The 14,477-nt window shown below is 38.5% G+C and carries 14 protein-coding genes; 5 read left to right on the top strand and 9 right to left on the bottom strand.

The window, feature by feature from the left end; genetic code table 11:
• Positions 1-27 precede the first annotated feature (27 nt).
• Entirely contained in the window at positions 28-1,212 is a 1,185-nt protein-coding gene (locus DHW03_RS08910; RefSeq protein WP_109925396.1) for a class I SAM-dependent rRNA methyltransferase, read from the top strand.
• 515 nt (positions 1,213-1,727) lie between these two features.
• On the opposite strand, the gene DHW03_RS08900 is transcribed toward DHW03_RS08910, so the two are convergent.
• Together DHW03_RS08900 and DHW03_RS08895 are read right to left on the bottom strand one after the other, a co-directional pair.
• Positions 1,728-1,979, bottom strand: a complete 252-nt coding sequence (locus DHW03_RS08900) for a DUF6814 family protein (protein ID WP_109925394.1) — start codon at positions 1,977-1,979, stop codon at positions 1,728-1,730.
• Positions 1,980-1,989: 10 nt separating this feature from the next.
• A complete protein-coding gene (locus tag DHW03_RS08895) occupies positions 1,990-3,510 on the bottom strand; it encodes an MFS transporter (protein WP_109925393.1) in 1,521 nt (506 codons plus the stop codon).
• Between the two features lie 134 nt (positions 3,511-3,644).
• Here DHW03_RS08895 and DHW03_RS08890 point away from each other — a divergent pair, with 134 nt between their 5' ends.
• A complete protein-coding gene (locus DHW03_RS08890; RefSeq protein ID WP_109925392.1) occupies positions 3,645-4,535 on the top strand; it encodes a bestrophin family protein in 891 nt (296 codons plus the stop codon).
• Here the strand turns inward: DHW03_RS08890 and DHW03_RS08885 are convergent.
• The 6 genes from DHW03_RS08885 to DHW03_RS08860 all read right to left on the bottom strand — a co-directional run bounded on the left by DHW03_RS08885 (position 4,532) and on the right by DHW03_RS08860 (position 9,282).
• Entirely contained in the window at positions 4,532-5,164 is a 633-nt protein-coding gene (locus DHW03_RS08885) for a Pr6Pr family membrane protein (RefSeq protein WP_109925391.1), read from the bottom strand. The two genes, DHW03_RS08890 and DHW03_RS08885, sit on opposite strands and share 4 nt — an antisense overlap.
• Positions 5,165-5,269: 105 nt before the next feature.
• Positions 5,270-6,046, bottom strand: coding sequence for a TerC family protein (locus DHW03_RS08880; protein WP_109925390.1), 777 nt, complete (start codon positions 6,044-6,046; stop codon positions 5,270-5,272).
• Positions 6,047-6,185: 139 nt separating this feature from the next.
• Positions 6,186-6,740: a TlpA family protein disulfide reductase gene (locus DHW03_RS08875; protein ID WP_109925389.1), complete on the bottom strand. Its 555-nt coding sequence runs from the start codon at positions 6,738-6,740 to the stop codon at positions 6,186-6,188.
• Positions 6,741-6,814: 74 nt separating this feature from the next.
• Entirely contained in the window at positions 6,815-8,104 is a 1,290-nt protein-coding gene (locus tag DHW03_RS08870; RefSeq protein WP_240618505.1) for a hypothetical protein, read from the bottom strand.
• 151 nt (positions 8,105-8,255) lie between these two features.
• Entirely contained in the window at positions 8,256-8,780 is a 525-nt protein-coding gene (locus DHW03_RS08865; RefSeq protein WP_240618504.1) for a hypothetical protein, read from the bottom strand.
• On the bottom strand, positions 8,773-9,282 hold the full coding sequence (locus tag DHW03_RS08860; protein ID WP_240618503.1) for an RNA polymerase sigma factor: 510 nt from the start codon (positions 9,280-9,282) through the stop codon (positions 8,773-8,775). Before DHW03_RS08860 ends, DHW03_RS08865 begins: the two co-directional genes overlap by 8 nt.
• A 132-nt stretch (positions 9,283-9,414) precedes the next feature.
• Between DHW03_RS08860 and DHW03_RS19315 the strand changes: the two genes are divergently transcribed.
• From DHW03_RS19315 to aspS, 3 genes are all read left to right on the top strand, one after another.
• Complete coding sequence (locus DHW03_RS19315) at positions 9,415-9,588, top strand: hypothetical protein (protein WP_165825397.1); 174 nt, start codon at positions 9,415-9,417, stop codon at positions 9,586-9,588.
• A 323-nt stretch (positions 9,589-9,911) separates the two neighbouring features.
• On the top strand, positions 9,912-10,316 hold the full coding sequence (locus DHW03_RS08855; RefSeq protein WP_109925387.1) for a hypothetical protein: 405 nt from the start codon (positions 9,912-9,914) through the stop codon (positions 10,314-10,316).
• Between the two features lie 167 nt (positions 10,317-10,483).
• The gene (gene aspS, locus DHW03_RS08850; protein WP_109925386.1) at positions 10,484-12,229 is read left to right on the top strand and encodes an aspartate--tRNA ligase; all 1,746 of its coding nucleotides are present in this window, start codon (positions 10,484-10,486) and stop codon (positions 12,227-12,229) included.
• Between the two features lie 369 nt (positions 12,230-12,598).
• On the opposite strand, the gene glmS is transcribed toward aspS, so the two are convergent.
• Positions 12,599-14,437 carry a glutamine--fructose-6-phosphate transaminase (isomerizing) gene (glmS, locus tag DHW03_RS08845; RefSeq protein WP_109925385.1) on the bottom strand — a complete coding sequence of 613 codons (1,839 nt, stop codon included), beginning with the start codon at positions 14,435-14,437 and terminating at the stop codon, positions 12,599-12,601.
• Between the last annotated feature and the right edge of the window lie 40 nt (positions 14,438-14,477).

The following is a 14,477-nucleotide window of genomic DNA, read 5'->3' as shown; positions in this document are numbered from 1 at the left end:
CTCCAAACTAATTATTACCTTTGCCCCATGGTAGAAATCGTATTAAAAAAGGGTAAAGAAAAAGCAGCGTTACAAAGACATCCATGGGTATTCTCTGGAGCATTAGAGAAAATAAAGGGGAAACCAGAAGATGGCGACGTAGTTAAAGTTTTTGCTTTTGATAATGAATTTCTTGCCTATGGCTATTTTAACAGCAACTCTAGGGTAGCCGTTAGATTGTTAGAATGGGATGAAACCCAAACCATTGATAAAGCTTGGTACGAAAACCGCTTGAAACAAGCCATCGCATCGCGCCAGTTTATTTTAACCGAAGAAACCAATACCTGCCGCTTGGTGTTTAGCGAAGCCGATTTCCTACCCGGATTAATTGTAGATAAATATGCCAACTTTCTATCCCTCCAAATTTTAAGTTCAGGCATTGAAAAAGTAAAAGATATTATTGTAGATATACTAAAAGCAGCGCTAAATCCGACAGGAATTTTTGATAAGAGCGATGCCACAGCCCGTACGCACGAAGGTTTACCGATAGAAAACGGATTAATTTGGGGCGAAAACCCACCAGAATTATTAGAGGTAAAAGAGAACGGCATTATTTACAACATCAACATTGCAGATGGACAAAAATCAGGCTTTTATTGCGATCAGCGCGATAACCGAAAAATTTTAGCCAGCTATACCAAAGGGAAAAGGGTTTTAGATTGTTTCAGTTACAGCGGCGGTTTCAGTTTAAATAGTTTAGCAAACGGAGCGAAAAGCATAACCAGTGTAGATAGCTCTGCCCTCGCCGTAGAAACCCTTAAACAAAACATTATTTTAAATCATTTCAGCGAAGAAAAAGTTACCGCAATACAGTCAGATGTAAATAAGCAGCTCAGAGCGTTTAAAGAATCAGGCGAAACTTTCGATGTCATTGTACTCGATCCACCAAAATATGCACCATCACGGTCTGCCTTAGATCGTGCAGCGAGAGCCTACAAAGACCTAAACCGTTTGGGTATGTTGTTGTTGGAAAAAGGCGGATTACTCGCAACATTTTCTTGCTCTGGAGCGGTGGATATCGAAACCTTTAAGCAAATTATTGCTTGGGCAGCGTTAGATGCTGGCAAAGAAGTACAAATTATCAAACAATTTTGCCAGCCAGAAGATCACCCAGTTCGAATATCTTTTCCAGAAGGTGAGTACTTAAAAGGTTTGTTGTTAAGGGTACTCTAAACTTAGGTGTGCATGAATTTAATTTGAAAAGCAATTGCACTGCACATTTTAGCGTTCGTCCCGCTAATCGTTCCAAGCCCCAAAAGCTTATGCAAATAAGAAATTACGCCCACCGTAACAACCTTCAGAAGCTTGAATGGGGGCTTTACCCTTATATCGGGTTTAGGTTACTCCCGTTGCTGCATAATATTCCCACCTAATGCCGTGCTTGGTGGTTAACTACCGAAGTTCGTGTCTGCGCGCACCACAATCAATACTCCTGTGCAAATGCCTAAATCCACAGCTGGCCAAGACATTTATACCCACCCAAACCCTTAAATCATTTGCCACAATTATAATTTGAACCTGATGGCGCAGAAAGCCGCTATTTTTCATAGCGCTTAGAGGTACAGCAAGACAGAACCAAACCGAAGCAGTACTGCATTTGTTTTCAAATCCTTTATCTATTTGATTACCAAGTAAGGGCTTAAACCCATCAAGGATTAAAACGCTGCTTTTTTTCAAATGATATACCCTTAAATATCTTCAGAGCTTTCCGGCAAGCGGTCATACTCACCTCTCAGAGCATAAAAACCAAAAATCACCAATCCAATGCTAATTGGGAAGAAAATAAATAGAATAATTGCCCACTGTAGAATGGTATTGGTTCGCTCAATATCGGTATGGGTTAACCCAACCTTTTGGATGGCCTGAACAATTAAAAATGCCATTGTCAGCGGTCCCGTAATCAACCAAATTACACCTAAAAATTTCTTTAACGCGTTCATATATTTCTATTTAATCGTTAATGCGCTCGTCTTTTTTATTTGATAGATAAACCGTGCCAATAACTAAGCTAAGTGCGGCTATACCAATAGGATACCACAAGCCAGATAAGGGTGTAGCACCAGCAAAACTCGCAATCAGGGTAGCAATAAAAGGCACCAAACCACCAAATACCCCATTGCCAATGTGGTAAGGTAAAGACATGGAGGTGTATCTAATTTTTGTAGGAAACAGTTCGACTAAAAATGCCGCAATTGGGCCATAAACCATGGTCACTAATAAAATTTGAAAGAAAATTAAGCCTACAAACTTCCAAAACACACGGGCAGGTAGTACTTTATCTTTCATTACCGCTTTACCCGGTAAAAGCCCTTTCGTAGCGGAAACCGTATCTGCCTGAATGATGTTGAAAGATGCTCCATTTTTGAGCAAAACTTTTGTGGTTAATGTGCTCAAAATATCCTGCGTTCCATTTATCAAAACAGCTGTGCTTACATTCGTTGAAGAGAAAGTATCGGCTTTTTCAATTTTGGTAAAATCGGTATCATCTAAAAATATTTGATAAATAGGACGGTAGAAAATTATACCCAGCAACATGCCACTTAGCATAATCCATTTCCGCCCAACCCGATCACTCCAAGCACCAAAAATTACAAAAAATGGCGTGGCAAACGCAATACCCCAAAGAAGGATGTATCTCGAATCGTTAAAATCTAACTTACAGGTGTTTTCTAAAAATGACTGTGCATAAAATTGACCCGTGTACCAGATTACCCCTTGGCCCATAGTTGCCCCAAATAAAGCCAACAAAACCATTTTAAAGTTTCCCTTATTGTTAAAACTCTCCTTTAGTGGATTTTTGGAAATGTTTCCTTCCGCTTTTAGTTTCGAAAACATGGGCGATTCGTGCATTTTCATGCGGATGTAGATAGACACCACCACCAATACAATCGATAATAAGAAAGGGATTCTCCAGCCCCAATCGCCAAAAGTTTCGGCACCTAAAAGGTTTTTGGTTATAACAATTACCCCCAACGATAAGAATAGGCCCAAGGTTGCTGTAGTCTGAATCCAGCTGGTAAAAAACCCTCGTCTATTTTTAGGCGCATGTTCAGCCACATAGGTGGCCGCCCCGCCATACTCTCCGCCCAGTGCAAGCCCTTGAATTAACCTTAAAATTAAAACTAAGATCGGAGCCGCATAACCAATACTTTTGTATGATGGGATTAAGCCAATCAAAAAGGTAGAACCCCCCATTAAAACAAGCGTTAACAAGAACGTATATTTGCGACCGATTAAATCGCCAAGCCTACCAAAAACAAGCGCTCCAAACGGGCGTACAATAAAACCGGCAGCAAAAATGGCAAGGGTATTAATTAAGGCAGAAGCACCGGCATCCTCTGGAAATAACTGGTGACCAATAATTACGGCAAGACTACCGAAAATATAAAAATCATACCACTCTATTAAAGTGCCCAAAGAGGATGCTCCAATAACTTTGAAAATATTATTCTTCGGTAGGGTTTCGCTCATACAATAGGAATATTTGGTTTTCTAAGATAAACATTTGTACCACAAATCAATAACCTGATTTATTTAGCAGTAAAATTTTTACAGATGAAACATTTTGGCCTTTCTTTTGTATTTTCAACTGCTAAACACAATATATGCTTTTAATACAAAACATTAGACTGAGTAGAATTTTAAGAAACACTTGGCAAGTCGATTTAATTATGATCGCATCTTGCACAGTATCCTATCTGGTAAGAGAATATTTAATTGCCCATCACTTCGAAATCCCATCCATCATCCCAACACTTTTGGGTACTGCAATTGCTTTTTTTATTGGTTTTAACAACAATCAAGCTTATGATAGATGGTGGGAAGCCCGTAAAATTTGGGGCGCATTGGTTAACGATAGCCGCTCTTTTGCCAGAAACCTCCTTAACTATGTAGATGCAGATGATGAAACGGTAAAACGAATGATTTATCGTCACCTTGCTTTTTTATATGCCCTAAAAGCAAACCTCAGGGGTACGGTTGATGAAATCTACATCAAGTATTTAAATGAAGAAGATTTAAAGGAGATCGAAAAACACAACAATGCGCATAATGCGCTTCTAAACATTCAATCTAGAGATTTACAGAAATTATCAAAATCGAATGCAATTGATGGTTTCCGATTTATGGAAATAAACGAAATGCTTATCCGTTTTTCCGATTCGATGGGTATGAGCGAAAGAATAAAAAACACCATTTTTCCAACGACGTATTCTTACCTAACAAAAGTGTTTATTTGGCTATTTGTGGTTACTTTTACCTTGGTTATCAGCCAATCAGCAGGTATTTATTCCATATTTTTAGGTTGGTTAATAGGTTTTGTGTTTGTATCAACACAAATCAATGGGATGAGTTTGGTTAACCCTTTCGAAAATAATTCTGCCGGCGTTCCGCTCAACCAAATCACCCGAACAATAGAAATCAATCTGTTACAAATGCTTGAGGAAGAGGAAATTCCTGAACCCATCAAACCGATAAATGATGAATATATCCTTTAATGCTTTTCCGTACTTCTTTTGCCAATAAAAATGAGAAATAAAGAAAGCAAATAGAAAATGATTACAACCACAGTTGCATTTATAATTGCTTTAGGATAACCCAAATCAATTACATTGATAAAAGGATAGGGATATTGCCCAATCAGGGCACCACGTATCACCACAAAAACAACGTAAACCAAAGGATAAATCATCCAAAACTTTGCAGCCTTATATTCAAGTTTTGATTTATCTACAAAAAAGATCCAAAAGGCGATAAAAATTAAGGGATCAACAACGTGGAGCAGTTCATCCGCAATTCTGGCCCAGCCCAGCGGGGTAACTAAGCCTCGTAATATGGTATTGTACACCAAGGCCACCACAGAGATGTAAACCGTTATGGCGGTTAATGTATTTGATTTCGAAAAGAACTTCCCTAAAGCAGTATCTTCAAATAGCCAAAGTGTGGTGAAGCATAAGGCAAGAATAATGTTTGTAGTTACCGTAAAATAAGATAATAATAACTTGATGGTTGCAGGGTAATTGCTGTTAAGTGCTTGTAAACTCACATTAAACTGCAAACTAATGGCAAACCAGGTAATCAATGCAGCAACCGTAATAAAAATTTTTCTGCTGGTTAAAAAATTCATAGGCGGTAATCAAGGTGATTGGATATTTGGCAAAAAAAAAATATGCCTATCTAAAATAAGATAAGCATATTGAAAATAAAAGCCTTTAGCTTAATTTTAATTTATTTAGTCTTTAGGTGTATTTCTCAACTTAAGTGGCTGTTTAGAGTTCTTTTTCATTTTTAAATTTAACATCTCAACTAAAACAGAGAATGCCATCGCGAAATATACATATCCTTTAGGGATGTGCTGATCCAAGCCCTCTGCCAAAAGCGAAACACCTATGAGCAGCAAGAACGAAAGCGCCAACATTTTAACCGTTGGATGCTTGTTTACAAAACCGCTTATTGATCCCGCAGAAATCATCATAATAATCACCGCGATAACTACCGCCGCAATCATAATTTCAATGTGCTCAGCCATACCCACAGCCGTAATTACCGAGTCTAAGGAGAATACCACATCTAAAATTAAAATCTGTACAATTGTAGGCCAAAAAGAATGGGCTTTTCTATTCCCTTCATCATCTTCCTCACCCTCTAGCTTATTATGAATTTCGTGTGTGCTTTTGTAAATCAAAAACAATCCCCCAACAATCAAAATTAAATCTCTGCCAGAGATGGCAAGTTTTTCAAACCATTCTCCAGTGGTGATGCCCACCCAACTGCCCATGTTAAAGAGCGGCGATGTAAGTGTCATTACCCAACTTAAAGACAATAACAGCAATACTCTGGTAATCATAGCCAAACCTAAACCCAACTGGCGAGCTTTCTTTTGTTGATTTTGTGGCAACTTTCCCGAGAGGATAGAAATGAACACAATATTGTCGATGCCCAATACAATTTCGAGAACGGTAAGCGTTAACAAAGAAATCCAGGCTTCGGGGGTACTTAAAAATTCCATAATTATTTTATCTGATAAGGCGAAGATATAAAAGCCAACTGATTTATTGAACAGTTTATACTCGAATTAGTTTGCAAGGTTGCGATATGAATAGACTGCGTGTTAGGGCGAGTAAAATTCAGCTTTTTTAACTTGTATTTTATTTGGTTGATCGTTCAATTTCAGCCCGAAGTTTTTCCTCCAATAGCATCGATTTCGCCTTGAATTCCGCATCTGAAAAAGAGATATTTGCCGTTGCATACAAAATTTTGCCATCCTTGCCCACCAGAATGTTTGATGGGAAACCATGATTGATATTCAACTTTCGAATTTCTTCTTTCGTTAAACTTACAATTTCATATAAATAGCCGCTACGTTTTTGAAATCTTTTGGCCGCATTCGGCATATCATAGGTCAGCGCTATAAATCTCACTTTTTTGTCTGAGTATTTTTTTACAAGCTTGTTCAATTCTGGCATTTCAGCAATGCAAGGAGGGCATTTTTCAAACCAAAAGTTAATCAGCACGATCTGGCTTTTTAAATCTTCTTTTTTGAAAGAAACCTTATCAACCGTTTGCCCGCTAAAATTTGGTAAATCTTTGCCCACCAAATCTTCGAAAAAAGTTTCTTGGGTCGCCCACCTCACCGGTGCCTCCTGCGCTCTGGCAAAAAAACAAGCCATTAATAAAAAAAAGGTAGCTAAATAACTTTTCATGTTGAGGCCATAAATATAAAAAAAAGTCCTGCCAATTACCGGCAAGACTGATTAGTTTATTTAGCTTGGAAATTTTATTTAAAAGTAACGGAGCCATATTCTGTTTTAATGGAAACGTTTGCTGCACCGCCATTACCAATCTTACCAGCATATTTCCTGGTCTCGTCATCTTTGCTAATCTGCGTAGAAGATACATTTGGACCGTATTTAAAACCTGCGTAAGCGGTTGAAAGGTTAAAGTTTGCATTGTAGTTGTTTGCAAAGCCCAAACCAATACTTACATATTCGCCATTGAAAGTAAAGCTCTTACAAGCCGGTGTAATTTCTGCAACGGATAACTTATTGTAGTCCATATCAATGTTGGCATCACCATTTAAATTACCCAAACTTACGCTTGTGTATTCAGTTTTTAAGGCCAGCTTGCCCACATTGGCAATGGCTAAACTTCCATATCCTTGCTGAATTACTGTATTGCCCTTTACCGTATTGATGTTGACTTTCGCATATTCAGTGTGCAACAATAAGTTGCCTCCAATATTACCTACAGTAAGTCCCGGGCCGTATTCAACTTTAATGTCCGCAGATTTTCTAATCGTATTAATGTTCACCGCAACATATTGGGCAGACACTTCTATAGTACCCACCGAACCGATGTTTACCCCGCCGCCATATTCGTGCTTTACAATCGCTGCATTTATATCTTGAACGGTAATTTTGCCATACTGTACGTTGATGTAGTTGTTGGCATTGCTTAAGTTACCAGCCGTTAAGTTGCCATACTGAACCTTTAAGGATGTTGGCCCTGAAAAATCGGCCAAATCAACATTGCCATACTGCTGTTGTACGGTTAATGGATTAATGGCAGGCATGTATAAAGTGTATATCACTTTCACCTCTCTTCTCCAAGTTGTTACGCCGTTTTTTACCCCTCGGCCGTACCGGCCATTTTTCTCGCCCATGTTGGTTTTAACGGAAACCATATCTCCAGTTTTATTGGCATCGATCGTTACATCATCAATTAATTTTTGAGCGTCATTGTCAGAATTGCTGTAGGCCTTAATATCAATATCCACACGAACTTCTTTCTTATCCCATGTTTTGATTACGATTGCGCCATACTGATTACTCAAATTCACCTTATCATTATTATCTACACTAAAGCTTTTGCTAAAAGATTTTGATCGCTCCGCATCATTACCAGTGTTTACGTCTTGAGTAATAGGAACTTTCGCATGTGCATCAATATTAATGACTGTATTTACTGCATAACGTTCTGATGGGTTGGTCGTTACAACTATTCCTTGTGCATAAGTTTTTACGGCGATGAAAGCCATAATGGCTAAAAATATGTTTATTGTTTTCATGTTTGCTAATGGTTAATAACATCTCCTCAAAACTGCCGGCTGGTTCAAGTAGATATCGTGGTGAGCGTAAGTTAAGTAGTAAGAAATTGCAATTCCTCAAAATTTGCGGATGCAATAGTCTTATCAATTTAATTACTTAATTTACTTTAATTTATATTTGGTTAACCTTTTTGTAATCGTCAACCTGGTTTATAATCATTAATTGTTGTTTCAATAATTGGAGTTGGATTTCTCTATTTTTGACCATTGCTTTTACCACATAAAGTTGGTTCGGCGTGGTTGGCAATTCTGCCTTTAAACGTTCATAATCCTCATCGAGTTTACTCAAATCTGCAGTAAATTTTTTGTACAAATCTGGGTTTGCAGAGGCAAAAATGGCCAAGCTGTCGCGTTTTTCGGTTATCAAACCAGCGTAATGACCTTCTTTCTTTGCATAAGCCGAGTTTACATCAGCGATTTCTAAATCTTTGTTTTGCATGCTTCCGGCGAATAGCCAGGCTAAACCGAAAACAACTACAATTGCTGCCGCTGCGCTCATCCATAAGTACAGCTTTATGGGCTTTTTTTTCTTTTTGTTGTCTAATTCGAGTTCAATCTTTGCCCAAAGACCAGCAGATGGCTCAAACGCATCAAAAGATTTGCGGTTTTCTTTAACAAAAGTTTCCAATTTATTCATCTCTCATCCCTTTCTGTTCTAAAATACTTTTTAACTTCTTTTTCGCTCTCATGTACTGTGTGCGACTTGTGTTTTCACTTATTTTTAAAATATGTGCGATTTCTTCATGGTCGTAACCTTCCAATAAATATAAACTAAGCACAACCCTATAACCATCAGGCAATTGTGTAATTGCGGTTCTAATTTCATCGGCCTGCGATTTCACCTCATACTCATCAGCGCTAATCTCATCAGGTATCTCCGAAATCTCATCTGTGCCAACAAATTCAAACTTACGTTTGCGGAGGTAATTGATAGATTTGTTAATTACAATTTGCTTTAGCCACAGTCCAAAAGTGGTTTCCTGCCTAAAATCAACGATTCTGGTAAAGGCATCTAAAAACGATTCCTGCAAAACATCCTCAGCTTCTTCTTCGTAATTTAGAATACGCAAAGCCACATTATACATGGCCTTAGCATACAGCTTGTACAATTCAAACTGTGCTGCCCGGCTTCCTTGCATGCACGCTTTTACTAATTCTAGGTTTTTATCGATGTAGACCGCTTCCAAAATTTTGATAGTTCTGGTTATAAGACAGGGGGGATTTTAAAACGTTGCATTAAGGTATAAAAATAGTTTAAATAATGTTAAATTATGATCATTGAGCTTGATAGAGGCACGCTTACCTTAGCCAGTTACCGTAGGGGAAGTGTTTCCTGCTCACCAAGAAGGTATAACCGAAACTCATCAAAAAATAAAAATAACTTGAAAATGAACGTTCAGCATTTCATAGGAAACAGCAGCCCCGCTTTACCTCCTGCCAATTAAAAAAAAATGGCATCCGTTCAATCGGGTTTGGTTTTAAAGGGCTTGCGCCAATAGGAGCGGTTAATTAAATGCTCAATGAGCAATCCATTTGCTTTTTTTTGAAAGGATTGCTTTGTGCCTAAACCCGATCTCAGCGGCATCCCCCAATTTTATTGGGGATAAAGCGTAGAGCGGGACTGCAAACCGCCAAGTATTCCTGAACGCTCATTTCCAAACCATCAACTTACAAACTTTTGATTTGTTGAACCCTTGGTTTTTATGGAAAATATCTCCCTACCTCATCATTAATTTGAAAACAGCAAACAAACGTTTAACTTCATACCATGGAAATCGATGCAATAGCTTCAATTATAGATGCGCAACACAAAGATGCAAATGAGGCACTAGAAGCAAGAGATGTAAAGCGGTATATGAATCAATTTGATGATGGTTTGAAATACATAAAGCCCGACGCTGTGAGTTTAGATAAAAAACAGTTGACTTTAGATCTTGAAAAACATTTTAAGGGCATAAAAGCATACACAAGCAGTCAATATCGAATAAAATCGTCTTTCGAGAACGGTGTGTTTACAGAGAAAATCGCAAGAAAATCCATCATTATCAAGCCCAAACTGATATTGCTTTCCAAAAAGCAAACCATCCAAACCGAAGAAATTTATCGTTGGAAAAATGATAGTGGCGAATGGAAGGTTGTTGAAGTAGAAGTGGTTTTGGAAGAAAAATATTGACGATAACCGAAGTTTATCTCAACAAAATTCAACCCAATGAACAATCCCTAATTCTTATTTATTTCCATCCTTGCCGAAATAAATGATTTTCAGAATTTCCCTGAATCTTCTCTTACAAACTTTAAAACAAATTCGGTATTTTTGCCGCTTAATTTAGATTACTATATATGTTAAGAACAGTAACTTGCGGTGCATTAAGCCTTAAAAATTTGGGCGAAAGTGTAACCCTGTGTGGTTGGGTACAAAAATCAAGAGATTTAGGCGGTATGACTTTCATCGATATTCGCGATCGTTATGGTATTACACAACTTGTTTTTAACATGGATGATAATCGTGAACTTTGCGAAGCCGCACGCTCATTGGGCCGCGAGTTCGTAATTAAAACCACCGGTACCGTTGTAGAACGCAGCAACAAAAATCCGAAAATGTTTACAGGTGATATAGAAATCAAAGTTTCTGCTTTAGAAGTGCTTAACGCAGCAAAACTTCCACCTTTCATGATTGATGATGAAACCGATGGAGGCGATGAGTTGCGTATGAAATATCGCTATTTAGATTTACGCCGTAACCCGGTTCGTAGCAACTTAGTTTTGCGTCATAAAATGGCTCAATCCGTTCGCCGTTATCTCGATGCTTTAGATTTTATTGAAGTAGAAACACCTGTTTTAATCAAATCTACGCCAGAAGGGGCTAGAGATTTCGTTGTACCGAGCAGAATGAATGCTGGCGAGTTTTATGCATTGCCACAATCGCCACAAACGTTTAAGCAATTGCTGATGGTTTCTGGTTTCGACCGTTATTTTCAAATTGTGAAATGCTTTAGAGATGAAGATTTGAGAGCCGATCGTCAACCAGAATTTACACAAATTGATTGCGAAATGTCGTTCGTTGAGCAAGAAGATATTTTAAACACATTTGAAGGGTTAATTCGTACGTTGTTTAAAGAAGTTCGCGATTACGACCTCCCTGAAGTACCACGCATGCAATATGCAGATGCCATGCGCTTGTATGGTTCTGATAAGCCAGATACGCGCTTTGCAATGCAATTTGTTGAACTGAACGATGTCGCAAAAGGCAAAGGCTTCCCAGTTTTTGATAATGCCGAATTGGTTGTGGGTATTAATGCAAAAGGTGCGGCAAGCTATACACGTAAGCAATTAGATGAGCTTACCGATTTTATCAAGCGTCCGCAGATTGGAGCTACGGGGTTAATTTATGCCCGCCATAACGATGACGATACCATCAAATCGTCAGTAGATAAATTCTTTAACGAAGAAGATTTAAAACAATGGAGCAAAGCCTTTGCATGCGAAAAAGGCGATTTACTTTTAATCTTGGCTGGTTCTACAGATAAAGTGCGTAAGCAGCTAAATGAACTGCGCTTAGAAATGGGTAACCGATTAGGCTTGCGAGATAAAAATACATTCTCGGCACTTTGGGTTTTAGATTTTCCATTACTAGAATGGGATGAAGAAACCGAGCGTTACCATGCCATGCACCATCCCTTCACTTCACCAAAACCAGAAGATATTGCACTATTAGATACCGATCCTAAAAATGTTCGGGCCAATGCCTATGATATGGTGATTAATGGAACAGAAATAGGCGGCGGTTCAATCCGTATTCACGATAGAACGCTACAAGCTTTAATGTTTAAACATTTAGGTTTCAGTACGGAAGAAGCACAAAAACAATTTGGTTTCTTAATGGATGCATTTGAGTATGGCGCCCCTCCACATGGCGGTATAGCCTTTGGATTTGACCGCTTAACCTCAATTTTTGCCGGGTTAGATTCTATTCGAGATGTAATCGCTTTCCCTAAAAACAATTCAGGTAGAGATGTAATGATTGATAGCCCGAGCACTATTGACGATAAGCAATTAAAAGAGCTTAAAATCAAAACAGATTTGTAATAAACTCTTCCTTATTGGGATAGCAATATATAAGAAAAAACCACTAAATCAGCTGATTTAGTGGTTTTTTTATGGTGCTTTGCCAGGTTGCTTATTTCACATCTCCTTAAAAATGCCTTGGTTTGTGCTCACAATACCATTGAGATTGAATTCAATGAAGCTAAGGCCCTGAAATAAATTCAGGGTGACGATCGTTCATAAGGAACTTTTACACGCGCTCGTCATGCCGAAATTATTTCAGCATTTTGATGGTTATTTCCTGTTGGCATTGTGTTCTACCGCCCTGGTACGTGTCTTCACGTACCATTACCCCAAACCGAAAAGGTATACTTGATCTTTAGAAGATGCTTCAGATCAAGTAAATCTACTTTATTCTACCGTCACAGATTTTGCTAAATTCCTAGGCTGATCTACATTACAACCTCGCATTACCGCAATGTGGTAAGATAAAAGCTGTAATGGAATGGTAGCCAATAAAGGTAAAAACGCCTCGTCAGAATCTGGAATCTCAATGCAATAATCGGCCATTTTCTTAACCTCTGTATCGCCTTGGGTAACAATGGCAATTACTTTTCCCTTTCTGGCCTTCACCTCCTGAATGTTGCTGATTACCTTTTCGTAGGAAGAATTTTGCGTTGCAATGAATACCACTGGCATTTCCTCATCAATTAATGCAATAGGACCATGTTTCATCTCCGCAGCCGGGTAACCTTCTGCGTGGATGTAGGAAATTTCTTTCAGCTTCAATGCGCCTTCTAAAGCAACAGGGAAGCCACTTCCTCTACCCAAAAACAAGCAATTTCTAGAATCCTTAATTTTCGAAGCAACTTCTTTAATCAAATCGTTAGACTCTAAAGCAATTTGTATTTTATCCGGAATGTTATCCAATTCCGTTAATAAACCAACCAATTTGGATTGTGTAATTGTTCCCTTTTGCTGAGCCATGTAAAAGGCCATCAATGTTAAAACGGTTACTTGAGCAGTAAATGCCTTAGTAGAAGCAACACCAATCTCCGGACCAGCATGTGTATAAACACCGGCGTGGCTTAACCTAGGGATAGATGCTCCGGCAACGTTGCAAATTCCGAAAATGGTTGCACCACGTTCTTTAGCCATTTCAATCGCCGCCATGGTATCTGCGGTTTCGCCCGATTGCGATATGGCAATTACAACATCTTTTTCAGTAATAATTGGGTTGCGATACCTAAATTCTGAAGCATATTCAACCTCTACAGGAATTCGAGCGTACTCTTCTATTAAATATTCACCCACCAAACCAGCATGCCAAGAGGTACCGCAGGCCACAATAATAATTCGGTCTATGTTTTTTAACTTCTCTACAAACTCTTTTATTCCACCCAATTGAACTTTGCCTTCTTCTGGGTAAATACGGCCACGCATACAATCTCTAATCGATCGCGGTTGTTCGTAAATCTCTTTAAGCATAAAATGATCGAAACCACCTTTCTCAAGCATTTCCAGTTTCAGCTCTAGCTCCTGGATTAGAGGGGTTTGAACCACATTATCTAATCTTTTAACCAGAAGATCATCTTTCGTAACCAATGCAATTTCGTTATCATTTAAATAGATCACATTTTTGGTGTATTCAATAATCGGGGTAGCATCAGAAGCAATGAAATATTCGCCTTTACCCACACCAATTACCATCGGGCTACCTTTTCGGGCGGCAATTAACCGATCAGGGTGTTCTTTATCCATAACCACAATTGCATAGGCACCGGTTACTTCTTTCAAAGCCAAGCGCACGGCTTCAAGCAAATCAATTTGCTCAATTTTCTGAATTTCTTCAACTAGATGAATCAAAACTTCTGTGTCTGTATCGCTTTTGAATTGATGTCCACGAGAAATTAACTCTTCTTTTAATGTTGCATAGTTCTCTATGATGCCGTTATGAATAATCGAAAGCTTATCGTTGTTTGAAGTATGCGGATGCGAATTTCTATCTGATGGTACACCATGGGTTGCCCAACGTGTATGGCCCATAGCTATGGTGCCATTTTTATCTTTATCTTCAGCAAATTCTTCCAGTGCGGCAACCTTGCCAACCTTTTTATAAATATGTTGTCCATTAGCGTTCATTAAGGCAATGCCCGCGCTGTCATAACCTCTGTATTCTAATCTTTTAAGACCCTTAAGTACAATTGGCCAAGCTTCTCTATAGCCTATATAGCCTACAATTCCACACATAGTTTGTATATGATATTAATTAAAAACGCACGAATATACT

Source organism: Pedobacter yonginensis (assembly GCF_003173595.1).
In the GTDB taxonomy this organism is placed as follows: Bacteria; Bacteroidota; Bacteroidia; order Sphingobacteriales; family Sphingobacteriaceae; genus Pedobacter; species Pedobacter yonginense.
Note: the sequence above shows the minus strand (reverse complement) of the source record. Positions and strands in the feature narration are given on the sequence as shown.

What these genes read in the sequence shown, in the direction of transcription:
- DHW03_RS08895 (WP_109925393.1), bottom strand. Translation starts at nt 3,510, where the DNA reads ATGAGCGAAACCCTACCGAAGAATAATATTTTCAAAGTTATTGGAGCA.
- DHW03_RS08900 (WP_109925394.1), bottom strand. Translation starts at nt 1,979, where the DNA reads ATGAACGCGTTAAAGAAATTTTTAGGTGTAATTTGGTTGATTACGGGA.
- DHW03_RS19315 (WP_165825397.1), top strand. Translation starts at nt 9,415, where the DNA reads ATGATCATTGAGCTTGATAGAGGCACGCTTACCTTAGCCAGTTACCGT.
- DHW03_RS08880 (WP_109925390.1), bottom strand. Translation starts at nt 6,046, where the DNA reads ATGGAATTTTTAAGTACCCCCGAAGCCTGGATTTCTTTGTTAACGCTT.
- DHW03_RS08890 (WP_109925392.1), top strand. Translation starts at nt 3,645, where the DNA reads ATGCTTTTAATACAAAACATTAGACTGAGTAGAATTTTAAGAAACACT.
- DHW03_RS08875 (WP_109925389.1), bottom strand. Translation starts at nt 6,740, where the DNA reads ATGAAAAGTTATTTAGCTACCTTTTTTTTATTAATGGCTTGTTTTTTT.
- aspS (WP_109925386.1), top strand. Translation starts at nt 10,484, where the DNA reads ATGTTAAGAACAGTAACTTGCGGTGCATTAAGCCTTAAAAATTTGGGC.
- glmS (WP_109925385.1), bottom strand. Translation starts at nt 14,437, where the DNA reads ATGTGTGGAATTGTAGGCTATATAGGCTATAGAGAAGCTTGGCCAATT.
- DHW03_RS08865 (WP_240618504.1), bottom strand. Translation starts at nt 8,780, where the DNA reads ATGAATAAATTGGAAACTTTTGTTAAAGAAAACCGCAAATCTTTTGAT.
- DHW03_RS08855 (WP_109925387.1), top strand. Translation starts at nt 9,912, where the DNA reads ATGGAAATCGATGCAATAGCTTCAATTATAGATGCGCAACACAAAGAT.
- DHW03_RS08885 (WP_109925391.1), bottom strand. Translation starts at nt 5,164, where the DNA reads ATGAATTTTTTAACCAGCAGAAAAATTTTTATTACGGTTGCTGCATTG.
- DHW03_RS08870 (WP_240618505.1), bottom strand. Translation starts at nt 8,104, where the DNA reads ATGAAAACAATAAACATATTTTTAGCCATTATGGCTTTCATCGCCGTA.
- DHW03_RS08910 (WP_109925396.1), top strand. Translation starts at nt 28, where the DNA reads ATGGTAGAAATCGTATTAAAAAAGGGTAAAGAAAAAGCAGCGTTACAA.
- DHW03_RS08860 (WP_240618503.1), bottom strand. Translation starts at nt 9,282, where the DNA reads ATGCAAGGAAGCCGGGCAGCACAGTTTGAATTGTACAAGCTGTATGCT.